The organism is Microvirga sp., assembly GCF_014699075.1.
Taxonomy (GTDB): domain Bacteria; phylum Pseudomonadota; class Alphaproteobacteria; order Rhizobiales; family Beijerinckiaceae; genus Microvirga.
The window spans coordinates 1-26,142 of the sequence record NZ_JACXAB010000039.1 but is presented as its reverse complement, the minus strand read 5'-3'; the positions used below and the strand labels follow the sequence as shown (position 1 = coordinate 26,142).

Annotated in this window: 28 protein-coding genes; 11 read left to right on the top strand and 17 right to left on the bottom strand. The window is 59.0% G+C overall.

Translation table 11 applies throughout. The annotated features are described in order from the left end of the window. Positions 1 to 51 precede the first annotated feature (51 nt). The 3 genes from IC232_RS25640 to IC232_RS25630 all read right to left on the bottom strand — a co-directional run bounded on the left by IC232_RS25640 (position 52) and on the right by IC232_RS25630 (position 2,057). Positions 52 to 840 carry a phosphodiester glycosidase family protein gene (locus IC232_RS25640; RefSeq protein ID WP_190847792.1) on the bottom strand — a complete coding sequence of 263 codons (789 nt, stop codon included), beginning with the start codon at positions 838 to 840 and terminating at the stop codon, positions 52 to 54. 78 nt (positions 841 to 918) lie between these two features. Beyond that, the gene (locus IC232_RS25635) at positions 919 to 1,764 is read right to left on the bottom strand and encodes an IS3 family transposase (protein ID WP_190847801.1); all 846 of its coding nucleotides are present in this window, start codon (positions 1,762 to 1,764) and stop codon (positions 919 to 921) included. Continuing rightward, the gene (locus tag IC232_RS25630; RefSeq protein ID WP_190847791.1) at positions 1,713 to 2,057 is read right to left on the bottom strand and encodes a transposase; all 345 of its coding nucleotides are present in this window, start codon (positions 2,055 to 2,057) and stop codon (positions 1,713 to 1,715) included. Before IC232_RS25630 ends, IC232_RS25635 begins: the two co-directional genes overlap by 52 nt. Here IC232_RS25630 and IC232_RS25625 point away from each other — a divergent pair. After that, positions 2,056 to 2,688 (top strand): hypothetical protein, encoded by a 633-nt coding sequence (locus tag IC232_RS25625; protein WP_190847790.1) that lies wholly within the window; start codon positions 2,056 to 2,058, stop codon positions 2,686 to 2,688. The two genes, IC232_RS25630 and IC232_RS25625, sit on opposite strands and share 2 nt — an antisense overlap. A gap of 1,183 nt (positions 2,689 to 3,871) precedes the next feature. Here IC232_RS25625 and IC232_RS25620 read toward each other — a convergent pair. From IC232_RS25620 to IC232_RS25610, 3 genes are all read right to left on the bottom strand, one after another. Beyond that, entirely contained in the window at positions 3,872 to 4,354 is a 483-nt protein-coding gene (locus IC232_RS25620) for a DUF6894 family protein (RefSeq protein ID WP_190847789.1), read from the bottom strand. Between the two features lie 1,399 nt (positions 4,355 to 5,753). Continuing rightward, the gene (locus IC232_RS25615) at positions 5,754 to 6,017 is read right to left on the bottom strand and encodes a phage portal protein (RefSeq protein WP_281413433.1); all 264 of its coding nucleotides are present in this window, start codon (positions 6,015 to 6,017) and stop codon (positions 5,754 to 5,756) included. Positions 6,018 to 6,313: 296 nt separating this feature from the next. Continuing rightward, positions 6,314 to 6,811 carry a cupin domain-containing protein gene (locus tag IC232_RS25610; protein WP_190847787.1) on the bottom strand — a complete coding sequence of 166 codons (498 nt, stop codon included), beginning with the start codon at positions 6,809 to 6,811 and terminating at the stop codon, positions 6,314 to 6,316. A 104-nt stretch (positions 6,812 to 6,915) separates the two neighbouring features. Between IC232_RS25610 and IC232_RS25605 the strand changes: the two genes are divergently transcribed. Both IC232_RS25605 and IC232_RS25600 read left to right on the top strand, forming a co-directional pair. Beyond that, positions 6,916 to 8,772, top strand: a complete 1,857-nt coding sequence (locus IC232_RS25605) for an ABC transporter ATP-binding protein (protein WP_190847786.1) — start codon at positions 6,916 to 6,918, stop codon at positions 8,770 to 8,772. A gap of 261 nt (positions 8,773 to 9,033) precedes the next feature. After that, a complete protein-coding gene (locus IC232_RS25600) occupies positions 9,034 to 9,261 on the top strand; it encodes a hypothetical protein (protein ID WP_190847785.1) in 228 nt (75 codons plus the stop codon). 6 nt (positions 9,262 to 9,267) lie between these two features. Here the strand turns inward: IC232_RS25600 and IC232_RS25595 are convergent, their stop codons facing one another. From IC232_RS25595 to IC232_RS25580, 4 genes are all read right to left on the bottom strand, one after another. Next, on the bottom strand, positions 9,268 to 9,735 hold the full coding sequence (locus IC232_RS25595; RefSeq protein WP_190847784.1) for a cupin domain-containing protein: 468 nt from the start codon (positions 9,733 to 9,735) through the stop codon (positions 9,268 to 9,270). A gap of 76 nt (positions 9,736 to 9,811) precedes the next feature. Then, positions 9,812 to 10,189 (bottom strand): nuclear transport factor 2 family protein, encoded by a 378-nt coding sequence (locus IC232_RS25590; protein ID WP_190847783.1) that lies wholly within the window; start codon positions 10,187 to 10,189, stop codon positions 9,812 to 9,814. 35 nt (positions 10,190 to 10,224) lie between these two features. Next, positions 10,225 to 10,587 (bottom strand): DsrE family protein, encoded by a 363-nt coding sequence (locus tag IC232_RS25585; RefSeq protein ID WP_190847782.1) that lies wholly within the window; start codon positions 10,585 to 10,587, stop codon positions 10,225 to 10,227. A gap of 77 nt (positions 10,588 to 10,664) precedes the next feature. Then, entirely contained in the window at positions 10,665 to 11,420 is a 756-nt protein-coding gene (locus IC232_RS25580; protein WP_190847781.1) for an NAD-dependent deacylase, read from the bottom strand. Between the two features lie 1,453 nt (positions 11,421 to 12,873). Between IC232_RS25580 and IC232_RS25575 the strand changes: the two genes are divergently transcribed. Further along, positions 12,874 to 13,143: a hypothetical protein gene (locus IC232_RS25575; RefSeq protein WP_190847780.1), complete on the top strand. Its 270-nt coding sequence runs from the start codon at positions 12,874 to 12,876 to the stop codon at positions 13,141 to 13,143. 115 nt (positions 13,144 to 13,258) lie between these two features. On the opposite strand, the gene IC232_RS25570 is transcribed toward IC232_RS25575, so the two are convergent. Continuing rightward, complete coding sequence (locus tag IC232_RS25570; RefSeq protein WP_190847779.1) at positions 13,259 to 13,576, bottom strand: glycine zipper domain-containing protein; 318 nt, start codon at positions 13,574 to 13,576, stop codon at positions 13,259 to 13,261. Between the two features lie 323 nt (positions 13,577 to 13,899). Between IC232_RS25570 and IC232_RS25565 the strand changes: the two genes are divergently transcribed. The 3 genes from IC232_RS25565 (at position 13,900) to IC232_RS25555 (ending at position 16,925) form a co-directional block, all read left to right on the top strand. Continuing rightward, positions 13,900 to 14,442 (top strand): MucR family transcriptional regulator, encoded by a 543-nt coding sequence (locus IC232_RS25565; RefSeq protein WP_190847778.1) that lies wholly within the window; start codon positions 13,900 to 13,902, stop codon positions 14,440 to 14,442. A 215-nt stretch (positions 14,443 to 14,657) separates the two neighbouring features. Continuing rightward, positions 14,658 to 15,338: a transglutaminase-like cysteine peptidase gene (locus tag IC232_RS25560; protein ID WP_190847777.1), complete on the top strand. Its 681-nt coding sequence runs from the start codon at positions 14,658 to 14,660 to the stop codon at positions 15,336 to 15,338. 615 nt (positions 15,339 to 15,953) lie between these two features. Then, positions 15,954 to 16,925, top strand: coding sequence for a threonine dehydratase (locus tag IC232_RS25555; RefSeq protein WP_190847776.1), 972 nt, complete (start codon positions 15,954 to 15,956; stop codon positions 16,923 to 16,925). A 59-nt stretch (positions 16,926 to 16,984) separates the two neighbouring features. Here IC232_RS25555 and IC232_RS25550 read toward each other — a convergent pair whose 3' ends face one another. From IC232_RS25550 to IC232_RS25525, 6 genes are all read right to left on the bottom strand, one after another. Continuing rightward, complete coding sequence (locus tag IC232_RS25550) at positions 16,985 to 17,293, bottom strand: putative quinol monooxygenase (RefSeq protein ID WP_190847775.1); 309 nt, start codon at positions 17,291 to 17,293, stop codon at positions 16,985 to 16,987. Between the two features lie 124 nt (positions 17,294 to 17,417). Continuing rightward, entirely contained in the window at positions 17,418 to 18,884 is a 1,467-nt protein-coding gene (locus tag IC232_RS25545; protein ID WP_190847774.1) for an aldo/keto reductase, read from the bottom strand. 68 nt (positions 18,885 to 18,952) lie between these two features. Then, the gene (locus tag IC232_RS25540; RefSeq protein ID WP_190847773.1) at positions 18,953 to 20,224 is read right to left on the bottom strand and encodes an ABC transporter substrate-binding protein; all 1,272 of its coding nucleotides are present in this window, start codon (positions 20,222 to 20,224) and stop codon (positions 18,953 to 18,955) included. 123 nt (positions 20,225 to 20,347) lie between these two features. Beyond that, positions 20,348 to 20,782 (bottom strand): hypothetical protein, encoded by a 435-nt coding sequence (locus tag IC232_RS25535; protein ID WP_190847772.1) that lies wholly within the window; start codon positions 20,780 to 20,782, stop codon positions 20,348 to 20,350. Positions 20,783 to 20,787: 5 nt separating this feature from the next. Continuing rightward, entirely contained in the window at positions 20,788 to 21,837 is a 1,050-nt protein-coding gene (locus tag IC232_RS25530) for an aldo/keto reductase (protein WP_190847771.1), read from the bottom strand. After that, the gene (locus IC232_RS25525; protein WP_190847770.1) at positions 21,834 to 22,184 is read right to left on the bottom strand and encodes a TIGR04076 family protein; all 351 of its coding nucleotides are present in this window, start codon (positions 22,182 to 22,184) and stop codon (positions 21,834 to 21,836) included. The genes IC232_RS25530 and IC232_RS25525 overlap by 4 nt, the downstream gene beginning before the upstream one ends. Before the next feature lie 94 nt (positions 22,185 to 22,278). On the opposite strand from IC232_RS25525, the gene IC232_RS25520 reads away from it, so the two are divergent. Genes IC232_RS25520 through IC232_RS25505 form a run of 4 tightly spaced genes read left to right on the top strand, consistent with a single transcriptional unit; the run spans position 22,279 to position 25,653 of the window. Further along, positions 22,279 to 23,037, top strand: a complete 759-nt coding sequence (locus tag IC232_RS25520) for an ABC transporter ATP-binding protein (protein ID WP_190847769.1) — start codon at positions 22,279 to 22,281, stop codon at positions 23,035 to 23,037. After that, complete coding sequence (locus IC232_RS25515) at positions 23,034 to 23,756, top strand: ABC transporter ATP-binding protein (RefSeq protein WP_190847768.1); 723 nt, start codon at positions 23,034 to 23,036, stop codon at positions 23,754 to 23,756. The genes IC232_RS25520 and IC232_RS25515 overlap by 4 nt, the downstream gene beginning before the upstream one ends. Next, positions 23,756 to 24,673: a branched-chain amino acid ABC transporter permease gene (locus IC232_RS25510; RefSeq protein ID WP_190847767.1), complete on the top strand. Its 918-nt coding sequence runs from the start codon at positions 23,756 to 23,758 to the stop codon at positions 24,671 to 24,673. The genes IC232_RS25515 and IC232_RS25510 overlap by 1 nt, the downstream gene beginning before the upstream one ends. After that, positions 24,673 to 25,653, top strand: coding sequence for a branched-chain amino acid ABC transporter permease (locus IC232_RS25505; RefSeq protein ID WP_190847766.1), 981 nt, complete (start codon positions 24,673 to 24,675; stop codon positions 25,651 to 25,653). Before IC232_RS25510 ends, IC232_RS25505 begins: the two co-directional genes overlap by 1 nt. The last annotated feature ends 489 nt before the right edge of the window (positions 25,654 to 26,142 follow it).

The following is a 26,142-nucleotide window of genomic DNA, read 5'->3' as shown; positions in this document are numbered from 1 at the left end:
TCCGCCTACAGCTTCGCCCTGAAATGTCTGCACTTCCGCTGAAGCCACTTACTATGGGCGCCGGCGCAAAGCCCCGACGATCGGCCCCATGGGCATCAGTGTGTCCATCCTCTGCAATGAAGGGGCATAAAGGCTGGAGACACTTCCATCCAAGAACAGAGCATTCGCACAGCCCAGCTCGTCCCGGAACAAGCGAGCGAATTTGCTAAACGTGACCGGGTCTTCTGAAATCGCAAACACGACCGTGTCTTGGCCTTTCACGCCAACGCCGTTCCGGATCTTTCGTGAGGTGCTTTGCTCTGAAAACTGAGGGTGGATTTGCCCGTTGATGACGAGCATCGGGCCCGATTGCGTCGCGAAATCTGGCCTGATTTTCCGCTTCAGATAGGTTCCTGTCTCGATCACGCCTACCTGACGGCCTTCGACATAAAAGATGCCGTTGGGCTTGAGGTGGAAGTTTCCGGGGCCGCTCCTTGTGTTGGCCACCTTCAGTTCTTTTCCGTTTTCGACGTAAAGTCCTACGGGCGAGCGGTCCTCATGGTACATGCCTGCATTCATCGCGACAGCAAGGCGTGAACCCTCCGGCGTCCCTCTCAACCGATCAAACGAGCCAAGGACCTCCCCATCCGGCCCGCGCCAGAACAGCCTGACCTCGTATTGTCGGAGATCCACCGTGCAAACCACGAAGGTGCTGTCAGCATATTGGACTGGCCGGCACGGATTGCTGTCCGGCTGAGCCGCTGCTCTGCTGGCAGGCAGCCCAAGAGAGACAGAGATCGTGAACAGGATGATGGCTATTCGGGAGAACGATCGGCCCAGCGTGAAGATGATAGGTTTCATGTGCAACTTTGACCCTTTCAGCGTCCGAGATATCGTTCCTGCAGGTGGGTGGAGTGCGCCCTTTGGAGTGGGCAGTGATCATGCCGCGGGATTGACCGTCTGCCGGGCGTGTTGATCCTCAAACTGCTTCGGGCTCAAATAGCCGAGGGCCGAGTGGAGCCTCCGACTGTTATAGACCTCCTCGATAAAGCGCGGAAGGTCCTCGGCTACATCCTCAAAGGTCTCGTAGGCCATTGGGTAGACCGCCTCCACCTTGAGCGTCTTCATGAAGCTTTCCGCCTTGGCGTTGTCGTACGGATCGCGCCGGCCCATCGAGCCGACGAGACCAGCGCCATCCAGAGCCTCGCGATAGATCTCGGCCGCATATTGCGAGCCTCTGTCGGAGTGATGGATGCATCCAGGCGGAGGGTGTCGCTCGGCGATGGCAGCTTTGAGTGCCGCCAGCGTCAGGCGGGCGCTAATCGACCGGCTGAGCGCATAGCCCACCACCCGGCGTGACCAGGCGTCGAGAATGATTGCCACATAAACGAAGCCTGTCGTGATGGCGACGTAGGTGATGTCCGCCACCCAGAGCTGATTGGGGCCGCCTACCACCCGATCAGCAGCCCGGTTCGGGAAGATCGGGCCGTCATGATTGCTGTCCGTGGTGGCCACGAAGCGGCGGCGCATGCGTGGCTGCAGATCATGCTCGCGCATCAGGCGGCGGATCTTCTTGTGGTTCACTACCATGCCGGCCTGCCGCAGAGCCGCGCCCACACGCCGGTAGCCATACCTTTCGAACTCATCGCAGATGGCGGCAATGGCCTCGACAATCGCTGTGTCGTCGGCGGGAGCCGTCGGCTCGTCGTAGTAGGTGGAGCGGGGCAGGCCCATCAGTCGGCATCCCTGTGAGACGGATAGACCATGGGGCCGGTGATGGTGGATGTAGGCCCGCTTCTCTGCCGGGGTGCGTGCTTCAGAGCCCCCTTTAGAAACTCGAGTTCAAGAGCCTGTTTGCCAACCAGCCGCTCAAGGGCGGCCATCCGCGCCTCGTACTCCTGGAGCAATGCGGCCGTGTCCTCATCGAGGGCGCCGGCCTCGTACTTCCGGACCCAGATCCGGATCAGGTTGCGCGACAGGTCATGGCGCTTGGCCAGGCTGTGCAGGGGCTCGCCGGCGAGGTAGTCCTGTGCAACCTGCCGTTTGAAGTCGATGCTGTGGGTGCGGTTCTTCACCATGGGCATCAGTCTCCGAAAGCCTGGCAGACCCAGTCAACTCCTCCGTGCGTATCTGTCCACCTCAAGGGGCGCACTCCCAATTTGGGAAAAGTTTGACCCTGCCGGGTTTAGTCTTCCGACAATCTGCGATGCGCTTGATCATCCAGAAGTTCTCAAACTACTTGGCGCCGAAGGTGATTTGCCCGTTCCTCCATCGCAGGGTCCCATCTTGGCCCCTTCTGCTGAGGCTCGGCAGAACTCTATCCAGAAACTTCGATCGCGGTTTGATGAGGTAGAAAAGCGAGTGAAGAAGGATGCTACGCTGCTCAAAATTCGCAACTACCGCAATAAGTATGCTGCACATCCAATCATTTATACGCGGGAGGAGCGAAGTCAAAAGTCAGAATTTGAGAACCCATACTACGGCGAGGTCAGCGAACTTATTTCCGCAGCATCAAGTGTAATTATTGATCTTGAGATCGCGGCTCTCGGATACACATATGATTACAATAAGATGAAGGAGATTAGCATGGTCGCACCTTATAGGTTCTACTCTGGCGTCAGCTACTCATCTGACTTAGCCGATCAGATCCTCGCGAGAGGACCTCAGCATCAGCAAATCGCCGACGACACTGATATCGAGGATCTATGAACCTTCTCTTTAACGCCCCCATTATACTTTCGCATGTCCTGCTCCCTGTACTTCGGTGTCAACGCGAGCCTGGAAGCTTTACAATACTAGGAACGAATATCCTCTTGCGGCCTTTCCTAGGAAATTAACTTAGTGAGGCCTGCATGACGCCACATCAAGTCGATTGCATAGCGAAGGCGTTCTTCGAGGTAGAGTTTGCTACAAGGTGGAATGACGCCCCTAGTGACGTGCAGGAGCAGTTCAGGACTCTTGCATTGGCGGCGGCTGTGCTTCTCCATGGCCGGCAGGGACGGCGAATAGATTGAGGTAGGGAAGGCACTACGAATCCCTATTCCCATTATTTAGCCGGTGAGACCAAGGACACTAAAGACTGCGGGGACATCCAAATTTTTAGTCAGCTTGGCATTCACATTTTTGCCTCAAAACGCGAGCCATTCTGGTCAGCACTTTACGTTGCATGCTGGGTCAAAGGGGATGTCCCATGGCCGCCAATCCTGACCGTAACGCTAAACACAAGGAAGCGGTGCGCCTCTCGCGGGCATACCGGCGCCTCCCTATTGGGGTGATTTTCCTGGGATCGCTGCTCCTGACGGGCGTGGCTTCAGCCGGGTCAATGATATTAAGCCTAGGCTCGGTCCATCTGGTCCCCTAACGTTTCTGCCCTCGCCATATAGAGGTGCTCTCTATGGCTGAAGTCGACCTGTTGTTCTGGCCCTTGCTGGTAATCTTGGTTGCCGCTCTCGGAACATTTCTCGCCCTTTTGCGGTGAATGACTGGGCACATGAAGCGCTTGCGTGGCGAAGCAGGACTAAGTTGCTTGTCCAGCTTTCGATAGTGTCGGCAAGCCCTATTTAAACAGAAGTAATTGCCATTCCCCAATGTCGCCCCATAAATGGCTTCGCTTTAGGGGCACCTCAAATATGAAGACTGCAGCAGAGTACAAAAAGCACGCTGAGGAATGCCGGGTCCTCGCCCGGCAAATGCCTGCAGGAGAGCAGCGCGATCAGCTTCTGGAGATGGCGCGAACCTGAGACAATCTGGCTTTGGAGCGGGAGAGGCTGCTCCACAACCATCCTGAACTCGATACCTCGAAGAACCTGCCCAAGGCTCGCGCACCATCATAGTCACGCCTGGGGCCATACAGTTGGTAGGTCAGAGGGCTGAGAACCATGACACCCATGATCTAGGATAGGAGTGTTCCGGCAGGTGCTTCCTCGAAGCAGCGGCACAGGTGTTTCTCGCAGCCGAATTTAGCTTCAATCAGGACTTGAGACGCCTTTTTCTCAGCGCACCGGGTCTCAACCATCTCCCAGACAAGCAACTCCGCCGAGGACCGTTCGGCGAAGCCTCCAACAAAATCATCGTTGCAATATATCAGCCAGCCGAGATTGCTGCCGACAATTTTGTAAGTGGCGTGAGATGTCCGCGCAGATGGTCTAAGATCTTGGGAGAACGGCAGGCGGAAAACCACCTCGCCGGTCTCATTCTCGACCTCAACGGCGCAGTCCTGTGGATCATAGCCTTGGGCTATGAACACATGGTTGAAGTCTCGGGCACCCTGCACCACTGCACGGCAGGCAGTCTCCACATCCGGGTAATCGAGGCCGCACTGGTCGTAACTCATACCTCCATCTTTGCAGCGGATGTGAAAGTAGAAGCGAGGCATGGTGTCCTCCAGATGTAACCAGTAAACTGTAAAGTCCCTATGGCGGAAGAGTTCCGGCGACCAATTTCGCATAAAACCTAGTATGGAAGGGCATGGGGAGCGACGCAAAATTTTCCTGAGAATCTGCGCGAGCAAAAGAAAAGCGCCCTCTCTTGTGAGGGGCGCTCTGAGGTCCGGCCCGTAGGGGCAAATATAACAAAGCCGGTACAGTCCATGTACTCAGTCAAACCTCATCCGTCTGTCGTATAGCCGACATAAGTAACAGGAAATCTGCTCATAAATTTTCATTGTTAATAGGATAAGCATTCCAATCTGAGCTTATATGCTTGTTGTAGACCTCCGGCGAGGGATCTTTTTTGTTATGTCAGCATTACAGGATCAGCACAGGATCAGCGGGCGACCAAGATGCAGATCTCTTGGGATGACGTGAACCATACAGAGAAACCGGGTCCCCATTTCATTGCAAGACTCGGGCTAGACGTCTTCATCTCGGAAGAAGCCATCACGAGATGGAAAGCTGATCCGCAGTGCCATCACAGCGTCGTCTCTATCTCGACTGCTCGAGGAAAGCTGTACAGCCTTGGGCCTTGCGAGCCATTCCAGGAGGATTAGACGACACGGGCAAAGGAAAGGCCTCCTCATCCGCAACGGCCAAGGGGCGAAGAGGCCTGTATCTCAAGAGGTTTCCAAGCGTCAGAAGGATGACTTCCTTCACGACCCCAACTCACGCGACCCGGCCTTGTTTCAGCTTTGCGCAAGAAAAAAGCCCCTGACGCGAGAATGCCTGAAGGGGCTTGAAGTTTGGCGAAGGCAAGGGTTACGAGGCCTTCGGTACTAATAACGGATCAGGACCAAGGTTTATTCCATCGCCTCTCCGGGCCAGCATTTCAGAAGAGTGGGTCTTCCAGCACATCCGTAGCCAGCCCTATCCTCTGATCAATCCCGCAGACTAAGGTAATTAAGGCCCTCCGCTGTAGCGGCGAGGTTCGCTCCGTCGACTTTGCCTTGCTCTTTCGAGTCCGGCATGGCCACTGTCCTGTGAAACCTTCGGCACATGTGCCGAAGGTCGTTCTTTGACGGCGCTGAGAGGATTAGTGCGGGCTAGAACAACTGCGTTGCGCCGGACCCCGATCCCCTCTTCCGTTTCTGGACTCGCCGTCTAGCCCTCGTGAAAACTGCCCGGCTATTCCTGCGGCGTTGCGTGAGACACCGCGGGATTCCTGAATGTGTCGCCGCCCTCGCGGCGGTTCATGCCTTCCCAGATCCGGCATTTATTGGCTGAGAAGATCTCGCTGTTGACGCCGATTTGGTACGCTTCAAGCCGCGCCTTCAGGTCGCCACGTTCAAGGCCTGAAAGATCATGCTCAATAGTGTATTCGCGCCGTCCCTCAGCGCTTAGCTACGCAAGCCGCAACTGTGCTTCCACACGGCCCGCCCATGGTGCAAAGCAGTTCTGCCGCAACGCGCGAGACTCTTCCGTGAGCGAACCGTAACTCGCGTTTTTGCCGAGGCCCACGACGGACAGGGGCACACCATAGATGCGCGCAACGTCTTCGAGGGACAGCACGCGCGCTTCATGAAACTGCTGTTCACGGCCTGGGGCTGCAAGCAGTTTGGCCTTCAAGCCTGCCTCTAAAAGCAGCGAGGGAGTTCCTCGGCCCATGTTGCGCAACCGCTGACGGCTGTTCGGTGCCGAGGTGTTCCCACCGCTGCGGACGGTTCAGGAAATGCTGTCGGAGGAAGGCTTTGATGTAGGCATTACCGGTCCGATCGCGTCCTCGATCGAGCTGATGTGTGCGAAACGTTCTTCCAGCGAGTGGTAAGTCTGCATTTCGGTGTAAACGCCGTCCTTGGCCCCGATCCCGCTGGTTCTGCGGGGAGCTAAGTGATCCTGCAGTCAGCCTAGGGAAAGCACCGGGACTGTTACTGTCTGGTAGGATTTGTGGTTCTGGAATGCCCTTATTCCGGCTGCTTGTGGATCGGGTCGACCCAGTAAACCTCCTCCGGCTTTTCGACAGGATCCACGTCTGTGATGTTTACAACGACGGCCTCGTTATCGCTGCGCACGAGAACGCATTCGAGGGGCTCATCCGGACTGGCGTTGATCTCCTGATGAGGCACGAAGGGCGGCACATAGATGAAGTCGCCAGGTCCAGCCTCCGCAACGAACTCCAACCGCTCACCCCATCGCATGCGAGCTTTGCCTCGCACGACATAGATGACGCTCTCCAACTCACCGTGGTGGTGAACTCCAGTCTTGGCATTTGGCTGGATCGACACCGTGCCGGCCCATATCTTCTGTGCTCCAACCCGCGCATGGTTGATCGCAGCCTGCCGAAACATGCCCGGGGTCTGAGCGGTGTTCGGGTCGAGGCGGTCACCTTTGATCACTTGAACGCCGTGGTGTTTCCAGTGTTCGTGCTGATCAGGGGAGTTGTCTTGATCGTCGTCTGTCATGGCGCCCTCCCGGAGCGATGGCTTCCATCCTTGTTCTGGGACCAGACCCCACGGCGGCGGTTAGGTGGCTCGACGAGTAAGCCCTGGACCCCCATCTTAATGGGATGGTCGCTCCAGTGTTCCCCTCCAGCCGCTCGCTGCGTGAGCGGGTTGGCGCCTTACGTCACCTTCCGTCTCTGTTCCGTCTGGTCTGGCAGGCCAGCCCTGCTCTTACAGCGGCAAGTCTCGGGCTGCGACTGACGCGTTCAATCCTCCCTCTTATGATACTTTATATCGGAAAGCTCATCATTGATGAGGTGGTGGCCCAGACACAGCTCGCCTCACCGGGGGCAAATCTCAGCGATTGGATCGGGAGCGGCCGCCTTGATTTTCTCGGTGGGCTGCTCGTTTTGGAGCTGGCCCTCGCGATCATCGCTGATCTCTTAGGGCGGGCTAGCTCCCTCGTCGACAGCCTCTTATCTGAGCGCTACAGCAACTTCGCCAGTGTGCGTCTGATGGAGCATGCGACGACTCTGGATCTTGAGCAGTTCGAGAGCAGTGATCAGCAGGACCGACTGGAACGGGCTCGCCGCCAGGTCACTGGGCGAACCACTCTCCTGACCCAGATCTTCGGGCAGGCACAGGATGGGCTCACCGTCCTTTCACTCGCTGCCGGCCTGCTCGTCTATGCGCCTTGGCTCATCGTCCTGATCATCCTTGCTCTCCTGCCGGCCTTTGTTGGTGAGGTGCATTTCAACGCGCAGGGCTATCGGCTCAACTACTTTCGCACCCCGGAGCGACGTCAGCTCGACTACATCCGTTATCTCGGCTCGAGCGTCGAAACCGCGAAGGAGGTCAAGCTCTTCGGTCTTAACGCCTTTCTGGTCGAGCGCTTCAAAGGCTTTGCTGATCGGATGTATGCGGACAACCGGCGGCTTGCGATCTGCAGGGCCGCATGGGGCACGCTCTTCGCCACGCTCGCGTCATGTGCCTATTATCTGGCCTATGCTCTGATTGTGTGGCGAACCGTCCGGGGCGAGTTCAGCATCGGTGACTTGACGTTTCTGTCCGGCTCCTTCCTGCGGCTGCGGGGGCTGCTAGAGGGATTGCTTCTGGGGTTTTCCCAGATCGCCGGGCAGGCGCTGTACCTGGAGGATCTGTTCTCATTCTTCGATGTCCGTCCAAGCATCGCGTCACCGGCAAATCCACGACCCTTTCCGCATCCGCTGCGGTTGGGGATCGTGTTTGAGAACGTAGGCTTCCGGTATCCAGATTCAGATCACTGGGCTGTCCGCCACCTGAGCTTGACGCTGACAGCCGGCGAGGTCGTAGCTTTGGTTGGGGAGAACGGAGCCGGCAAAACCACGATCGTGAAGCTCCTTGCCCGGCTCTACGATCCGACAGAGGGACGGATCCTTCTCGATGGCTATGACCTGCGTGAATATGATCTGGCGGATCTGCGACGCCACATTGGCGTGATCTTTCAGGATTTCGTGCGGTTTCACTTCACGGCCGGCGAGAACATCGGAGCAGGTCGCATCGAGGCCACCGATGATCGCAACCGGATCCAGCAGGCGGCGGAGCGCAGCCTCGCCGATCAAATTATCCAACGCCTACCCCAAGGATATGACCAGCCGCTCGGCAAGCGATTCCACGGGGGGGCGGATCTCTCCGGAGGTGAATGGCAGAAGATCGCCATCGCGCGCGCCTACATGCGGGATGCCGAGGTGCTCATCCTGGATGAGCCGACCGCCGCTCTCGATGCCCGGTCGGAGTACGAGGTCTTCCAGCGCTTCCGGGATCTGAGTTTGGGCAAGACCGCCATTCTGATCTCGCACCGGTTCTCGACCGTGCGGATGGCCGACCGCATCCTTGTCCTCGAGAATGGGCAGGTCGTGGAGGCTGGCTCACACGAACAGCTCGTTGCATCAGGCGGTCGCTACGCCGAACTCTTTGAATTACAGGCGTCGGGCTATCGATGAGGGCACCCTGAAATTATGAGATCTGGCTTGTTCGGGGTAACGGAAGGTAGATCGTCTACAAGAATGCGATCCGGGCTAGCCACCCAGCAGAGCCTGTCCAGTTGATAGATCCAGCATCATTCCGGTGGGGGGCCCCTTCCTAGGCTCTGTTGATCATGCGGCTTGGATTATCCTGAAGCCCTGCTCGATCAATCTGTGCTTTCCGCCTTTTGCTGCGATGGGTTACAGTGGATGTGCCATCTCGACCCGACAGGAGCCCGCATGAAGAAGGCGCGCAAGCTCTATGAAAGCCCAAGCGGTGACCGCTGGTATCTGATCCGAGATCCTTCGGGGGCTTTGTTCGTCCGCCACGAAGCCAATGTCGCTTCCGGAGGGCAGGTGGAACATGAAGATATCGCGGCTTTCCTGGGGCGGGGCGCAGGGCCGGAACAGCAGGAACTGCTGCGTCTGATCGGCACCCTCGTCGAGGAGCACCCCGCAAACGGGTAACCCGGTTTACGAAAGCGGCGGCCCGACGAGTTCTATCCCGAATTGACGGCAGGCACGCGCAAGGGCCTCAGCTTGCTCAGGCGTCGGTGGACCGGATGGATCAGGCAGCCCCTGCCATTCAGCAGGACGGCCAAAGGCGCGGATGAAGGTCTCGAATTGGCCTCGGGTGATGGTGAGCATGCGGGCCTCAGCCGACTCCACCCTGTAAGTGTGAGGAATGCCTTTGGGAGTGAGCAGCGTTTCTCCAGTGCTGGCGCGGTGCTCCTGATCTCCGACCTGGTAGCGCACCTCACCTTCAAGCACGTGGAAGATTTCATCCTCGTCATGATGGATATGCAGCGGCGGAGAGTCCCCCTGTGAGGCTCGGTGCTCAAGCACTGAGATGCCGTCCGAACCATCCCGTGACGAAATACGGATCGTGACGTAGGTATTGAGGAACCAGAGGCTTCGATGATCTGTGGCAGCGCCGTTCATGCCTGTGCCCTCCCGCAACATATTGGAGAGCCGAGCGTACCGGTACTTTGATGATGAACAAGAGGAATTCTGGAGATCAGCCGGTGCGCTGCTTCCGGTACGAGCTCTTGACTGCAATCTTGCCATTGCGGAAGGTGAAGACATCGCAGCCTTGAACCTCCACATGAGCGCCGTCAGGCCCGGTGGCCGTGAACACCCACTCGGAGACGCCCCGATCTCCAGCAATGAAGTGCTTAGGATCATTCCACCGGGCATCCGGAAAGGTTGCAAAGACCTCCTCAATTCCACGGCGGACATCAGCCTGACCTGTAAAGATCGTCCCCTTCACGTCAGGACCACGGCTGGCCTCGAACACGCAGTCTTCCGTCATCATCGACAGGATCGCATCCGGGTCATGCCGGTTCCAGGCTGCCGCAAAATCCTCAAGGACGGAAATGGAAACAGCGTCTTCCATCAGGTCTCCCCTCCTGACTCGTGCGATGCACCGGGTCAGTAGACGATGCTGCGGTCGCACTCCATCACCAGCCGCACGAGCATAGGTGGGCTGGCCTTCTCGTGAGAGACACCTTGAAGGTCCGCATCGCTGACACCCCGCGCCGCACAGGACCCAGCCGAGAGATACAGCCGGCCACCTCCGGCGATCACCTTGTCGAAATGCTCCCGAAAGGCACCTGTACCAAGCCCGACGAGGCCGGTGCGCGTGGGTTCGCGGATGAGTTGAACCGCATCACCTGCCAGGAACATGTGAACCTGATGCCCTGCCTCGACGGCTGCTGCCGCGACGAAGAAGGCGAGTGCAGCCTTAGTGGGGTTTTCAGGCCCGCAGGTGACATGGACAAGAAGGCTGGACATGACCACCTCCGACGAACGTAGAACGAGAGAGCAGGACTATGCTCCTCGTCAGGCCGTACGCCAACGTGACGATTCTACTATTTCGGATGAGATGAGCCGGGAGCCGTAAACCCGCCTTGGTCGCTCAAAGATCTTGACGTGAGTACCTGCTCAACCCACGCTGGGACGACCTCGCTGGCTGGCCCATACCGTCCCTCATCGAACTGGCGGGCGTTATCCGAGGGCTCCAGATTGATCTCGCAGGTGCGGATGCCATGTCCCCGTGCCTCCGACACAAACCCTGCTGCCGGGTAGACGGAGCCCGAAGTGCCGATTGCAACAAACAGGTCTGCCCCGAGCAGAGCGTCATAGATCGCATCCATCTCCAGCGGCATCTCGCCAAACCAGACTACGTGAGGTCTCAACCCTCCGGAATAGCGGCAGGACGGGCAAGGGATCTCGACGCTCAAGTCCTCGTGCCAAGGCATTGTCTCACCACAGGCTGTGCAACGGGCTTTGAGCAGTTCGCCATGCATATGCACGACCCGCTGCGAGCCCGCTCGCTCGTGAAGATCGTCGATGTTCTGGGTACACAGAAACAGGCTACCGCCGCGCTCGGCCAGACCGGCCTCCAAGCGGGCAAGGGCCCGGTGAGCGGCGTTGGGCTCTGCCGACAGGAGGTTCTGGCGGCGCATGTTGTAGAAGGCATGCACCTCGTCCGGACTGTGAGCGAATGCCTCTGGTGTGGCGAGCTTCATCGGGTCAAAGCGGGACCACAGCCCATCCTTATCCCGAAAGGTGCCCAGGCCGCTTTCGGCTGACGCGCCAGCTCCGGTCAGTGCAAAGATCTTCATAGTTTCTCCCAGGAGTTCGAGCACGAGCTACCTTGGTGTTCTGAGCCCGGCCGCCTGTTGCAACAAGACCGGCTGTGGCCACCAACCCCTCGTTGGTAGCCTCTGCCAGGAGCCTCCCGTCGAACTCACAGCCTGGGGTCATGCCCCAGGAGATCGGCCGTCCCATGAGGCTCGAACAGCTTGGGGACAGGCTCTGTCCGATCTTCAAACGCATGCAATATGCCGCGCATAGCGTCTCGGGTGAATCGTCCATAACCGAAGAAGGTTGGCATCTATCCGTCCCGGCTCAATGCGTTCGGATGAGCCGCAAGAGTTTATCACCTCGTGGTTTGGACCCCGGACAGCCTCAGATACCCACTCAGGATGAGATGCTCAGCCCAGTCTAATGTGGTTCGATGCTTTCCAAACTGAGAAGGACAAACCCATGGCCGGTAAATCGCGCATGCGACCGTCGTTCAAAAAGAACACCCGCCACTAAAGGGAGGTGATTGCCCCAGCCAAGACGCTCGAAGGGCAGAAGAAACTCACTAAAAAGCGGCGATATGCCAACCGCCACGGTTAGCCGAACACAATCCCCTTTAGGTTCTTCAGAGCTTTATCGCATCGTTCGATGTGATCGCTGGCCCGCCGCTGCATCTCCACGGTGTTGCGGCAGGGCTCATCGACCTCTTGCTTGCAAAACGGGCAGATCATTGTCTCGACCTCCTGGCTGACGGCACATGTCAGGCCAACAGAGATGCTGGATCGGGGTTCCCGTGTGTCGCGATCCAAGCCTTACAGCAAGGATCACGCCAGATGCGCTTCTGGCATAAAGCCTCAGCATCAGTGTCATCAAAAAGCCAAGGTATCTGCCCTTGATCCCTATATGAGCAAAGCCCCCAAACGCCCAAGCCAACGTGATGATCGCAAACGGCCGGATGTCGAGGCTGGTGTGCAGCGGCCCAAATCCACCACCCGTAAGCCGCGCGCTGCGCCGAGGAAGGCGAACTCGGCTCTGGACTCCCTGAGCGCTGAGATGCCCCATGGGAGACTAGAGGGACCAGAAGGGAGCACTGGCTCCCGACTTCCGCCCGCCCAGAGCGACACCCTCGCCCCAGGCGTCAACTTGGCAATGGAAGACAATCGGAACACGCCAGATCAGCAAGACCTACACAGCAGGGTCAGAGACGAGGTCGAGCAGCCGGTGCAGACGGTTGGTCTCGGCCCAACGGAGCCTCATCACGCCCTTGCAAGTGGTCAGCCCCGGCCCAGCGAGGGGCTTGAGATACAAGTCGCCCAAAAGCAGGACCCAACCCAGCGTCATCTTATGACTCGTGAGCTCAAGTCGGAAGGCCGAGGGGATAGGAAGAGATCTTTCGGTGCCGGCCTCGAAGGCCAGGTTCAACAAGCGATCAGAGTGTGGAGACCACGCCTCCATGCTGCGTCAGAACGGGCGAGAGGTGCTTCGGGACGTGTGAAGGTCTGGGCGCAAGAGCAGTTGGAGCACAGGGTTAGTGGGGGCGACAAGGCTGAAGGATCAGCGAACCCGGTCTACCTTCTTGGCGCAATCACCCTAGGTATTCCGGCTTTGCTGCTTATCCCTTTGGTCGGGATGAACCCAGGGGTTCAGGAGGGAACCTTCACGACCGTTGCAACCTTCCTCGTCATCTCCGCCTTTGTCACGGCTACGGTTTTCGAGATCAAACGGTTGGCCGACCAATCCTCCGATGAGGAGCATCACTGACTAAGGGGAGTTGCAGTCTTTCGCCAAAGCTCCCCTCGAGACCCAGAACCGTAAGAGGAAGTAGTGCAGTGAGCAGGCGGTGCACCAACCGACACCGCCTGACGGGAGAGTGGCCCTAGCACTCCGTTTTTTGCTTTGTGGTGGTGCCGGTCGCGTCAGTCGTCTGTTTCGTCGTTGTCGAGCAGCCGGTGCTGCCGGTTGTGCCGACATCCCGGTTCTCAATCACGACGTTCTTCTGGTCCGGTCCTGAAGCGGCATCACCAGTTGCGCCGCCTACCCCAGCCCCGACGGCTGCGCCAACTGGACCTCCAACAACGGCACCTACTGCACCGCCTGCTGCAGCACCGGCTGCGGCCCCTCCTGGATCGGCTGAGGCCAGGGTCGGAATCAGGAGGGCAGCTGTAAGAGCAGCGTATTTGATATGTGCGCGCATGACTGTTTCTCCAACGAACCAATCGCGAACTGCGATCTGCTGCCACGTTAACGACGTCCTCACGAAGGCGTTTCAGCTTGGCCGCTTGCGGCCCAGTGGTGTTGAAACATCAGCGTGATCTCAGCTTCTGCTGAATGAGGGATAAAGTCTTCTATTGAACCGGTAGGGGTGCCTTGCCAAAGGTGAGCAAGGGGCATAGGTGGAGCCAAGGTTACGGGTATTTACTGTGCTGCACGGGCCGTTCCTGCTGATCCTGCTCGGATTTCATCTAGTTCTATTCACCTTCTGAAACCTGTTCCTGTGCAGCCGAGGACATGAACACTATGAGCGAGAGCACAACCTCTCCGAACTTCATCGAACTCTCTGCTGACATTGTTTCGGCTTATGTCAGCAACAACTCCGTTCCGGCCTCTGAGCTTCCGGCCCTCCTTAGTTCTGTTTACTCGGCTCTGACGAGGACAGGGCAGGCCCAGAGCCAGGAGCCGCAGGTTGAGCTGACGCCCGCTGTTCCAGTCAAGAAATCTGTGACTGCGGATGCGATTGTCTGTCTGGAGGATGGGAAGAAGTTCAAGTCGCTTAAGCGCCATCTGCGGACCACCTACGACATGACCCCCGAGCAGTACCGGGCGAAGTGGGGTCTGCCCGCTGACTACCCGATGGTCGCGCCGAACTATGCCAAGGCACGCTCCGAGCTTGCTAAGACCATGGGGCTCGGCCAGAAGCGCAGAAAGACTGCTGCTCTGGTGGATGCCGTTGCCAATGATGCTGCTCCTGCCAAACCCAAGAGGGTTGCTGCGAAGGCGACTGCGACATCGGACGAAGTGGCTGCGTCTACCAAGGGCAAACGTACAAAGAAGGCTGCTTAGCTCACCTCGCTGCACTGTACGGCGGCCATAGCCGTTTAGATGCTCTTTCAATCAAACCTGGTGCTTCCAGCACCGGGTTTTTTTATGCGGCTCCGCCAACTTCCCGTACCGGTATCCCGGAAGTGCGTCGGCTATGCCGCACTTCAGGCTGAAGCGGGTTAAGACCTCATTTACCGTGAGAGCACATCGTGTTGGCTCCGCCATCGGAGCCTATCATGATCAATGTTGAGCAGTTTCTCCGCAGCCGCCTTGATCGTGGTGCCAAAACCAAGCGTATGCTTCTGGGGCTGGCCCTGATGGGTCTTACCCTCGTGAGCCTCTCGGGGTTCTCGGAGGCTGCGTCTGCCCAGAGCTTGATCTCCATGCGAGGAACTGATCGTATCCAAGTGGTAGGACGTGCAGGACCAACGCAGGCTTGGGTCAGCTTCTGCCAGCACCAACCTCGTGAATGCCATATCGATCTCTCACAGCCCACGCGCATCGCCCTAACCCCTGACATCTGGGCGGCTCTCACGCAGGTGAACGAGCGCGTCAACTCATCGATCCTGGCGGTCACAGACCAGGATCATTGGGGTGTTCTCGACCGGTGGGACTATCCGGATGATGGGCTCGGTGATTGCGAGGACATTCAACTCATGAAGCGCAAGCTGCTGGTTCAGGCCGGTCTGCCGCACCGTGCCCTGCGGATGACAGCCGTCATCGACGACAAGGGGCAGGGGCATGCGGTACTCATGGTCCTCACCGACCAGGGCGATTTCATTCTCGACAACAAGAGAGACGCTGTCCTGCCTTGGCGCCAAACTGGGTATACCTTCATCAAGCGGGAGGGCACCAGCGGCAAAGCCTGGGTCGCCTTCGGAGATCAAGCCGCCCCAACTGTCACAGCCAATCGTTAGATCGGATTGGAGGGCGCAAATTACTGACTGACGATGCGGTGTGCAGATAGAACACTGTTTCAACTGGCTCGTGGATGACGAGCACCTCCGAGACCGCCACGTCATGAACGAATGCACCCTCATTCTCGATGGCAGGCTCTGGCAACAGAGGAGTTTCTGCTGTCGATCCGGGGTAGTTTCCACCGCTACGATCCAAAGTGTGGCAGGGCCGACCACAATGCCTGTGTCTTCCAGCACCTCTGGCACCCCGTGTTCCTGCCAAGTCTGGCCGAGCATCTGGTAGGAACCAGGGAGGTCGAGCTTGCCGCATCTCTCGCCAAGAAGCGCGAACCATCAGCAAACCTCCTCGGGAAGGCGGGAGGACAACCACCACTGTGGACGTGTTGGCAAATCGGACCCTCTCTACGTGTTCTTCCTTACCTTTTGCTTTGTAAGATCGTGGGACCCGGTCAAAGCAGACACAGGGCAGTGACGGAGGAGGTGAGGGACCAATAGATTTCGGGGCTATGGTTTGAAACACGCCTCTGCTACTGCTGAAAGCTGCAACTCTGGGACGACTGCCTTACAATTTCCGGAAGAGTCTCTTGGATCCGGGCTGCTTCAAAGGGGAGGTCGATGTTCACACTCGATGAGCTCAACAGGGCGATCACCATCGTGCGCTCGGTCATGCCGCCGACTCCACAATATGCTTGGCCTCTTCTCGCCAAACGCCTCGGATCTACGGTCATTGTGAAGCACGAGAACCACACACCTATTGGCGCTTTCAAGGTGCGAGGCGGTCTTGTCTATCTCGATCGTCTCAGGCGAGAGCGCCAGCACGTCCGCGGCATCATCAGCGCTACACGTGGCAATCACGGCCAGAGCCTAGCCCTGGCAGCAGGCCATTTCGACTTGCCTGTCACCATTGTCGTTCCGCAAGGAAACTCCGTTGAGAAGAATGCCGCGATGCGCGCCTTCGGGGCTGAGCTCATCGAGCATGGGCGAGACTTCGATGATGCCAAGCAGCATGCATCGGAGTTCGCCATAGAGCGGGGTTATGAGTTCATCCCATCGTTCCACGCCGATCTCGTAACAGGTGTGGCAACCTACGCCCACGAACTATTTGATGCCTTTTCCGATCTTGACGTGGTGTATGCCCCTATCGGACTAGGATCCGGCATCTGCGGGCTTATCCGCACCCGTGACCTCCTGGGCCTCAAGACAGAAATCGTGGGCGTCGTTCCGCAGGAGGCAAATTCTTATCGACTGTCGTTCGATGCAGGCCGGGTCGTACCGGTCAACCAGGTCGCCACTTTCGCGGATGGCGCGGCAGTGAGAGTTCCTGATGAAACGGCTTTTGCGCTGATCAAAGCCGGTGCTGCCCGCATCGTTGAAGTCGCTGAGGATGATATCGCTCAGGCAGTCCGGATCTATCACGAGGACACCCACAACCTTGCAGAAGGAGCCGGTGCTTTAGCGCTTGCCGCTCTTGCCAAAGAGCAGGCCCAGATTAAGGGACGCAAAGCCGGCGTTATCCTCAGCGGTGGCAACATCGACAGGAGCTGGGCCGCGGATATTCTCGCCGGGAAAACCCCGAGGCAGCGCTAGCTCCGTAGCTTTTGTCGCTCGGCTGCCTCAGGGGTCAACCTCTCACGCTGGATCAGGATCTAGACAGGTGAAAGGACGTGTATCATACGCGTCTCGATCATGTCGGCTGTCCTTGCGGCATAGGCTTTCACGTGCGCAGACGCGGCATGGGCGTTGAGCGTTTCCGTGCTCGCCCATTTCTCGACAACGACGAAAGTGTCTGGCCCGAGCTCGGCCTGAAAGGGGCCGAAGGTCGGTACATCGATCACGGGAACGTACTCGATGCATCCGTCCTCCGCGTGCACAGCCGGCATGTTGGCTCTGAACTCTTGGAGCACGGCATCGCGCATGCCGGGTTTGGTGGTGATAAAGGCGAGGACGTGCAGCATAGAAGCCTCTGGATTGAGTGGTGTCGCGTCGTCAGCAAGCAACTTGGTACATACGACTGGCTATAGCTGCATGTACGAAGGCATGCGCAAATCTGCGAGTGGAACCCGCTTCAAACGAAGGTATTTAAGTGACGACAGCTTCAGCCTCGATCTCAACTGCGTACTCCCCGACCAAGCGTGAGATCTCCAGCAAAGTATTTGCAGGTCGCACGGCTCCGAAGTATCGACCATGCACCCGGGAAACAGGCTCCCAGTCGTCTGCATTGCTGAGATAGACACGCGTTCGGACTGTGTCCGCGAGCGTTCCGCCCAAAGAGGCGATGCTCGCTGCGATCTTATCCAGGATGTAGACCGCCTGCCCTTCGGGATCGCCTGGACAGATGATTTCACCTGTGCCGTGGGTGGCTGTTGTTCCGCTAACAAGGATGCGATTGCCAATCCGCACGGCACGGCTGTACCCACAGATGGGCTCCCAGACGCTGCCGGAGTCAATGCGTAGGCGGTCAGATCGCCCATCGATCGGGACGGCCTCGAACACGGGCGGGAAGCTCTCGAGGTGATCGCTGAGATCGCCGGAAGCCGTAAGGAAAGGCGGGCGACGGTACTCGTCACCACAATCACCTGGGATGCGCCGAGTAGACACCAAAGCCTCGTCGATCCGCTGTTTGTCATCTTCGTCCAAGGAGAACGAAAACAGGGCAGCATTGTCTGCCCGATGCTCGCGCTCTCCCAGCCGAGCCCCAACGATGACAGCCGCGACGGCCGGCTGTTCGAGCACCCAGCGCGTGGCCACATTGGCAACCGACACACCGTGCTTGCGAGCAATCTCATGCACGGCCGCCAGAATCGTCTGAAGAGCCGACCACCCTCCGATGGTGTCGATGAAGCGCTTGTATTTTGACTTGCTCCAATCCTCGATAGATGTTGGCTCGGGCGCACCCACCCACCGGTCCGTCAGGAAGCCGCCTCCGAGTGTGCCATAGGCCAGCAGGCGCACGCCGGCGGCGAGACAGAAAGTGCTCATGTCTTCCGCAGCGCGGCGGTCGAGAAGGGAGAAGGAGACCTGGTTCGATACGATCGGGAAGCCGTGCTTCACCAGCAGGCGCAGGTGGTCGGTATTGAAATTCGTCACGCCGAGATGGCGGATGCGCCCGTCCTGCTGCAGCGCAACAAGCTCCTTCATGGCATCTATGTAGCCGGGATGCTCGAACATCCACCAATGGAATTGCAAGAGGTCAATGGACTCGACACCAAGGCGCTCGAGGCGCTGGGCGATACCAGCCCGCACGACGTCTGCGGTCATCGGCCCAGGCGTGGGGCACCACTTGGTGAAAGCCGCCGGACGCTGCTTCTCGGCCCCAGTTTGCATGCTCAAAAAACGACCGGCGATCAGCTCCGCACTGCCGTAATGGTCGGCCATATCGAAGCTGTCAAAGCCGTCGCGGGCATAATCGGCCATGGCGGCGGCTGCCGCGTCGCGATCCAAGAAGCGGCCATCCCGCTCCATATCGGCCACTTGCCAAAGGCCGGTGACCACACGGCTGATCTCAAGCCCGGGTGCGAGCAGTATCCGATCGGGGGGAAGCGACATGGTAATCTCCGGCAAAAGGCGAAGGCTCCGCGCTGGGCGCGGAGCCTGTGTCACCGACAGAGCAGGTTTTAGCGCGATGGGATCTTAGCCTTAATGGCATTGACCTCATCGACGCCCATCTGGCCGACCGTGGTGATCTCACCGTTCTGAATTCGCCATAGTCGGAAAGGGCCGGTGATATCGCCATATTGGTCGAAGCTCACAGGGCCGATAACACCTTCGTAGCGCACCGGTTTGCCATCCTTGATGAGTTGGAGCGCCTTCTTGAAGCCCTCCGGACCGGCATAGATCACTTCGCCGTCACTCCCGGTGACCTTGCGAATGGCGTCGCGGATCGCTGCCGCCTCAAACTTGCCGGCCTGAGCCACCGCAAGGCCAAGGATTGCTGCCGCGTCATAAGCCCTGTCAGCGGCTGGGGCATTGGCATCAAAGCCGCCGGACATTACCGGATAGGCTTTCACGAAATGCTCGGTCGAGGGCGTTTTGGTCGTGCCGGACGAGGTTCCAAACGCATCGTTCAGGTAACGCGGCCCGACGTCGCGGATGAAGTCCGCGCTGTTCATGCCGTCGTTCAGGAGAAACTTTGCGGCGCCGCCCTGCGAGATCCAGGTGCGTGCAATCGCTGTGCCGTCGCCCGGATAGGAGACGAGGTAAAGGGCAGGTGGATCTCCCTCAAGACCGCGGGTGACCTCCGGTGCATAGGAGGCCTGACCCTGGTTATACGGCGTTGTGGAGGTAATTTGGCCTCCGAGCGCTTCGTAGGCACGCTTGAACTCCGCCACCATGTTCACGCCGAAGTCGTTATTGACGTGAATGATCGCAATTTTCTTCAGGCCTTGATCCATCGCGTATTTCGCGGCTGCTGTGCCTTGGAGCGCATCCGAGGTGATGGTGCGGAAGAAAATACCGTTGGTCTTTCCCTCTTGTGCAGTACGGGTGAGCGTCGGCGACGAGGAGGCGGGCGAGATCTGAACCACGTTCGCTGGCGCTGTGACCGAGGTCAGAATGGGAAGCGATACGGAGGAGATGATGCCGCCGATGATCGCCGGCACGCGCTTGAGGTCAACGAGTTGCCGGGCCTGGTCGACTGCAACGGAGCCTTGACTCTGCGAGTCCCTAAGGTCCGCGGCGAGCTGGCAGCCGGCGGCACCGCCCGCCTCGTTGATTTCCTTAAAGGCAAGCTCGATGGATTTGGCCGCAGCCTGGCCGAAGCGCCCGGCCGGACCGGTCAGCTCCACGACAACGCCAACCGTATGCGTGCAGGGCTGCTGTGCGGATGCTGGCAGTGGCGCGAGAGCAATCGCGAGGGTGGCGGCTGAAACAATGGATGTAAAGCGCACGGTGAACACTCTCCCTTGGTCTAGTCCGCCGGAGTGAGCTCTGACGTCGCTTGCTCCTCCTGGCCACCAGGCAGTGTTTCGTCTCGGCGGCCTTTTGGCAAGTGTGGCGAGCTGGAATGGTCCTCAAGAGCCCGGATCGATCCAAGTCTCTTGCAAGGCAAGCCAACGCACACGCCGTCCGCCTTCGATTGAGACTTCAAACAGGGCGGTCGATTGGCGTCGGGTGACAACGTCGCCCACTGTTTGCTCCTCGACATAGCCGAGAAGGACGAGCGGACGTCGCAAGAGCAGGATCTCGGGCTCGGCAATGGCAATGCGGAATGAGCTCTGGCTCGCCCTGGCCCCGTGGGCTCCCCGCAGCCACCCGATCACATCCGATCGCTGAAGCCTTTGTCCACTCGGAGACACCATGGTGAACTCCTCGCCGAGAGAGCTCTTCACGCGGGAAAATACGGTGTTTGTGTTCTCGGCCGTTCCGCTGAGCCATGCTTCGAAGAAGGCATGCAGGTCGGCCACCTCCTGGAGTACGGCCTGGGCGAGGGGGTGGTCGAGGCCCATGAGGGTCACGCTTCGTTGAGGTTGTAATGCATGATGCGACCGTGCCGGCCCTCCCGATCACGCTCCAGCGTGTAGGTGTCTCCTTTCGGACCGGTCCTGCGTGCCAGAACGCTGTCGATGGCGGCCCGGTCCTCCTCATCGAGGGCAAGCCGAAACACATCGAGATTGTCGGGCAGGTGCTCGGCATAGCGGGCGCCAATGATGGCGCCTGCCACTGCGGGTTGGTCCAAGACCCACCGGGTGGCCACCGCCGTGAGGCTGACCCCGTGCTTGCGCCCGATCTCCAGCAAGGTGCCGAGCAAGTTCTGGAATAAGGACCAGCCGCCGAAGTCGTCGATGATGAGCTTGTACTTGACCAGCGAACGATTGGCGAAGGGCTCCTGCGGCTCCGGGGCGCCGAGCCATCGCTCCGAAAGAAAGCCGCCCGCTACCGTCCCATAGCACAGAAGCTTCATGTCGCGCTCCTGGCAGAGCGCAACAAGGCCGTTCTCGGGCCTTTGATCGAGAAGCGAGTACTGGACCTGCATTGACACAAGCGACACCCCGGAATCGAGCAGGGCTCGCGTATGGGGTGTATCGAAGTTGGTGGCGCCGATCTGGTGGATCTTCCCCTCATCCTGGAGTTCCTTGAGGATGAGCGCGGTCTCGACGGCGCCTGGAACGGCGTAGTTCCACCAGTGGAACTGCACGAGATCGAGGCGCTCAATCCTGAGCCGCCGGAGCGAGCGGTCGATGATCTCCCGCACATAGGGACGGTCGACGCGGGATAGGGCGTCCCAGTCAGGCACGAACTTCGTGTGTACCTTGAAGTTGTTCAGTGCTGCGGAGCCGCGCTCGGCGAGGATGCGATCGCGAAAACGCCCGATCATCTCTTCGACGCCGGTGTAGATGTCGGCACAGTCGAAGGTCGTGACCCCCGCATCCACGAACGCAGCCATGTCGGCGATCGCCCGCTCGGCTTCAATGGCACCATGCCCGCCGGCGAGCTGCCAGCCGCCGCGCAACATGCGAGAGATCCGGTAGCCCGGGGCGAGCTCAATGGTTTCGACGGTCATGTCAGGCCTTCATCGGGCAAAGGGACCGCCGTCACCTCCGCGTGGCGGAACACGCGTTTCGCCATCCGGCTGATCCGAAGCCTGCTCGGACAATTGGGATCTGGACAGGCGACCTCGGCGTCGGTGGACATCCAGTCGTTCGGGTGAGTGACGCGTTGCTTCGCAGGGAGGAGCGGCAAGAGCGCAGCCAGCGAATAGATCGAGAATCCCTGGCCCGGAGGGAGGTGAAGCATCTCCCCCTTGAGCTCAAAATAGTCACCGGGCTTGGCGCCACAATACAGCGTGGCGCCCTCTGGGGCGACGACCTCTACCCTCAGGTCGTAGAGCTCGAAGGAATCATCTGCCACGGGACAACGTCCATTGCCTGTTGCACGTGCCCATTCTCATGACGCAAAATCACCGCCCTCGCAACATGGCCCAATCGCGGACTCCGTTCCCCTCATGCTGACAGCCCAGTCGATCACCAAGACCTTCGGCGGCAATCGTGCCGTCGATGAGGTGTCCTTCACGATCAAGAAGGGTACGATCACGGGTCTTATTGGGCCAAATGGGGCAGGCAAGACAACCCTCTTCAACTGTCTGGCGGGCCTGTTCCCGCCAACTTCCGGATCTCTCAGTCTCGAGGGAGAGCGGATTGACGGACTTTCGCCGGATCGGATCTTCGCTAAAGGACTCGCCCGGACGTTTCAGATCCCCAGGCCATTTCCAGAGATGACCGTTCTGGAGAACGTTATGGTGGCACCATTGCACCAGCGAGGTGAGCGGTTCTGGGCCAATTGGCTCACGCCAGGCCGGGTGGCCGCCGAGGAACAGACGCTGGCGGCCGCAGCCCGGCACTGGATCGACTTCGTGGGCCTGTCCCATCTCGCTGATCAACCGGCCCGCGTCCTGTCCGGTGGCCAGCGCAAACTCTTGGAGCTCGCCCGGGTTCTTGTGGCCAAGCCGCGCTTGATCCTGCTCGATGAACCGGGAGCTGGGGTCAATCCCGTGCTGTTGGACGCGATCGTCGATCGGATCGTGAGTCTCAACCGAGAGGGCGTCACATTCCTGGTCATTGAGCACAACATGGATCTGGTGATGAACCTGTGCAATCCCATCCTGGTGATGGCGCAGGGGCGCCTTTTAATGGCCGGAACAGCCCAAGAGGTCCGTGACGATCCGAGGGTGGTCGAGGCTTATCTCGGCGGAGCCCCGGCGTGACGGCGCTCCGGGTCGAGACGCTGGAGGCCGGCTACGAGCCGGGGCTCCCGATCGTGCGGGGCGCGTCACTGTCGGTCGAATCCAACGAGATTGTTGCTGTCCTCGGACCGAATGGAGCCGGAAAGTCGACGCTGATCAAGGCGATCGCCGGGCTCGTACCGATCTCTGCAGGAAGGGTTCTCCTGCACGATCGGGAGATCACCGGACGCGCGGCTCATCGACTGCCGCACGAGGGCCTTGGATACGTGCCACAGACCGAGAATGTGTTCGTGAACCTCTCAATCGACGACAATCTCGATCTCGCTGCCTCAATCCTGAAGGTGCCGAAGAAGCGGCGGCTCGGCGAACTCTATGCCCTGTTCCCCGACCTTGCGCGTCAGCGACGACTCCTGGCCGGTCGTCTCTCAGGCGGCCAGCGCCAGATGCTCGCTGTTGCTCGGGCGCTGGTCGGCGAGCCGAAGGTCTTGATGCTGGATGAGCCCTCGGCAGGTCTTTCGCCAAAGCTCGTCGGCATCGTCTTCGAAAAGCTCGTCGAGGTTCGCGCTACCGGTGTCACAATCGTGCTGGTTGAGCAGAACGTAAAGGCGGCCCTTGCCATAGCCGATCGTGCTGCAGTCTTGGTCGAAGGAAGCACCCGGGTTGTTGGCACCGCGCGCGAGCTCGCGAACGATCCGCAGGTCGCTGCGCTTTATCTCGGACACCATCGAGGAGACACCTAGTGTTGCAGCTCATCGCCGACGGCTTCGTCATCGGCTCGGTCATTGCGCTTGGAGCCATCGGCGTGACGCTGGTCTATTCGATCCTGCGCTTTGCGAACTTCGCGCATGGCGAGCTTCTGACCTGGGGCGCCTATCTCGCATGGACAGCGCTCCTCGGCTTTGCTGCTGTCTGGGGACCTATGGAACCGCTTGGCCCATTCTCGTTCGGCTGGACGCTTCTTGCATCGCTTGGCGTTGCAGCGATCGCCACTGCGGCGTTGGCGCTTTTGGTCGATCTGCTCCTGTTTCGTCAGCTGCGGCGACACGGGAGCGCGATCACGCTAATCATGGCGAGCTTTGGGGCCGCCCTTGTGCTGAGAAACCTGCTTCAGTTCATTTTTGGCGCAGTTCCAGAGTATTACAGCCGTGAGATTCAGGTTGCTATCCGGCTTGTCCCACGGGACGTGCTGGGCGGGTTACGGATCACCCCAGATCAAGTTTTTGTCCTTGGTCTGACGGCCGTTTCGGTCGTCGGGCTCCATCTCTTTCTCACGCGCACAACCCTCGGTAAAGCAATGCGGGCAACCTCCATCAACCCGCAACTCGCTCGGGTGACAGGCATCGACGTCGATCGAGTGATCCGCGCCACTTGGGTCATCGGAGCCGTTCTTGCAGCTGTGGCGGGGGTGTTCTCAGGCCTCACAGTGCAACTGCGGCCACAACTCGGCCTCGACCTTCTGCTTCCGCTCTTCGCCGCGGCAATCCTTGGTGGAATTGGCAGCGTCTACGGGGCGGTCGCAGGAGGTCTCATCGTCGGGCTTGCGGAGAGCCTGTCGGTACCGATCGTAGGGGCTGAATATCGAGCGGCGACCGCCTTCATAGTCCTCATCGCCATTCTGCTCGTTCGCCCCACTGGCCTCTTTGGTGAGAGGCCGTGATGCCCGATCTGCTCGGCCTACTCTCGTACGGCACCTTCTTTCTCGTCTTTGTCACAATTTATGGCCTGGTGGTGCTCGGCCTTAATCTGCAGTGGGGCTTTACAGGCCTGTTCAACGTAGGCGTTGCGGGATTCGTTGCGATCGGGGCCTACACGTCGGCTCTCCTCACAGCGCCGGACTACCCAGATCAGATCGGCGGCTTGGGTCTGCCCATCCCCCTCGGATGGCTCGGAGCGATGGTGACGTCTGGGCTTGCAGCCTTTATCGTCGGGGTGGCGGCACTGCGGCTGCGGCACGACTATTTGGCCATCACCACATTCGGTATCGCTGTGACCCTGCAGTTGGTTGCGTTGAATGCTCAGGGCTTAACGGGTGGTCCGTTCGGGCTGCAGTTCATCCCAAAGCCATTCGCTGGTGTCATCGTCGATAACCTTGCCTGGAATCTGGCTTATCTAGCGATGGCTATAACGCTGCTTGGTCTCAGCTATGTTGCCCTGGAGCGTCTGGTGCGTAGCCCCTGGGGTCGCGTTTTGCGGGCAATCCGGGAGGACGAGACGGCGGCCGAGTCCCTAGGAAAGCGAGCCTTCCGGTTTCGGCTCCAGGCCTTCGTGATCGGTTGCATGCTCATGGGGCTTGGCGGAGCGCTCTACGCGCACTTTGTTGGCTATATCGCTCCGGAGGATTTTCTGCCGATCCTCACGTTTCAGCTTTGGACGATGCTGATCGTGGGCGGCTCGGGCAACAATCGTGGGGCCATCCTTGGAACCGTCGTCGTGTGGGCCTTATGGACACTCTCTGGGAACGTGCTTCGGGAACTCGTCCCGGCCGAGCATCAGGCCAGGGCAGCAACCCTGCAAGTTGTTCTCATTGGGCTGCTTCTGATGCTCATTCTTTTGGTGAGACCACGTGGCCTCCTCGGCGAGGAGGCTGTCGTTTCACGTCACATGAAGGACCCAGCTGGCGAAGTGCAGGAGGAATAAGGCTTTCGAGGCAGGATCGCACGAAGAGCTTATTGCCTCGGGCGGGTGCTACGCTGGGGATCCAAATTGTAGCCATCTGGTTGTCCTTAATGGCACCCTGCCACCATGAGGTCCGGCTGGTCCCTCCCGCTATCTGGCGCAGACGCCGCACCAAACCCAATGGAAACCTTGTAGCGGCATCTCTGGTCGTTGGCCGCTGCGGTAATACCGAAACGCTTATTGTAAACGCTCATCCAAGAGCAACGACAAAGCAGCCTTGGGTGGTCAGTCCAGAGATGTTTTGATCTGTGCCAATCTCTCTTTCGTCGGCAGGTCGAGCCTGAGAGAGTAATACCCATTTTATTGTAGTGCTGTTCGTTGATTGAATCTTTGGCTCACCGCGGAGTAGCGTGTGGATGCATCACTACGAGGTGGAGCATCTGACTTTTAATCAGAGGGTCCTGGGTTCGAGTCCCAGCGCGCTCACCAACAATATCAAAGGGTTACCGG

Excerpts from the sequence above, each read along its gene's own strand:
- IC232_RS25605 (WP_190847786.1), top strand. The coding sequence starts at position 6,916 with ATGGTCGCTCCAGTGTTCCCCTCCAGCCGCTCGCTGCGTGAGCGGGTT.
- IC232_RS25640 (WP_190847792.1), bottom strand. The coding sequence starts at position 840 with ATGAAACCTATCATCTTCACGCTGGGCCGATCGTTCTCCCGAATAGCC.
- IC232_RS25535 (WP_190847772.1), bottom strand. The coding sequence starts at position 20,782 with ATGGGCCTCGACCACCCCCTCGCCCAGGCCGTACTCCAGGAGGTGGCC.
- IC232_RS25580 (WP_190847781.1), bottom strand. The coding sequence starts at position 11,420 with ATGAAGATCTTTGCACTGACCGGAGCTGGCGCGTCAGCCGAAAGCGGC.
- IC232_RS25565 (WP_190847778.1), top strand. The coding sequence starts at position 13,900 with ATGAGCGAGAGCACAACCTCTCCGAACTTCATCGAACTCTCTGCTGAC.
- IC232_RS25530 (WP_190847771.1), bottom strand. The coding sequence starts at position 21,837 with ATGACCGTCGAAACCATTGAGCTCGCCCCGGGCTACCGGATCTCTCGC.
- IC232_RS25545 (WP_190847774.1), bottom strand. The coding sequence starts at position 18,884 with ATGTCGCTTCCCCCCGATCGGATACTGCTCGCACCCGGGCTTGAGATC.
- IC232_RS25555 (WP_190847776.1), top strand. The coding sequence starts at position 15,954 with ATGTTCACACTCGATGAGCTCAACAGGGCGATCACCATCGTGCGCTCG.
- IC232_RS25550 (WP_190847775.1), bottom strand. The coding sequence starts at position 17,293 with ATGCTGCACGTCCTCGCCTTTATCACCACCAAACCCGGCATGCGCGAT.
- IC232_RS25615 (WP_281413433.1), bottom strand. The coding sequence starts at position 6,017 with ATGGGCCGAGGAACTCCCTCGCTGCTTTTAGAGGCAGGCTTGAAGGCC.
- IC232_RS25505 (WP_190847766.1), top strand. The coding sequence starts at position 24,673 with ATGCCCGATCTGCTCGGCCTACTCTCGTACGGCACCTTCTTTCTCGTC.
- IC232_RS25570 (WP_190847779.1), bottom strand. The coding sequence starts at position 13,576 with ATGCGCGCACATATCAAATACGCTGCTCTTACAGCTGCCCTCCTGATT.
- IC232_RS25590 (WP_190847783.1), bottom strand. The coding sequence starts at position 10,189 with ATGGAAGACGCTGTTTCCATTTCCGTCCTTGAGGATTTTGCGGCAGCC.
- IC232_RS25520 (WP_190847769.1), top strand. The coding sequence starts at position 22,279 with ATGCTGACAGCCCAGTCGATCACCAAGACCTTCGGCGGCAATCGTGCC.
- IC232_RS25630 (WP_190847791.1), bottom strand. The coding sequence starts at position 2,057 with ATGGTGAAGAACCGCACCCACAGCATCGACTTCAAACGGCAGGTTGCA.
- IC232_RS25585 (WP_190847782.1), bottom strand. The coding sequence starts at position 10,587 with ATGTCCAGCCTTCTTGTCCATGTCACCTGCGGGCCTGAAAACCCCACT.
- IC232_RS25610 (WP_190847787.1), bottom strand. The coding sequence starts at position 6,811 with ATGACAGACGACGATCAAGACAACTCCCCTGATCAGCACGAACACTGG.
- IC232_RS25595 (WP_190847784.1), bottom strand. The coding sequence starts at position 9,735 with ATGAACGGCGCTGCCACAGATCATCGAAGCCTCTGGTTCCTCAATACC.
- IC232_RS25625 (WP_190847790.1), top strand. The coding sequence starts at position 2,056 with ATGGGCATCAGTCTCCGAAAGCCTGGCAGACCCAGTCAACTCCTCCGT.
- IC232_RS25600 (WP_190847785.1), top strand. The coding sequence starts at position 9,034 with ATGAAGAAGGCGCGCAAGCTCTATGAAAGCCCAAGCGGTGACCGCTGG.
- IC232_RS25620 (WP_190847789.1), bottom strand. The coding sequence starts at position 4,354 with ATGCCTCGCTTCTACTTTCACATCCGCTGCAAAGATGGAGGTATGAGT.
- IC232_RS25560 (WP_190847777.1), top strand. The coding sequence starts at position 14,658 with ATGATCAATGTTGAGCAGTTTCTCCGCAGCCGCCTTGATCGTGGTGCC.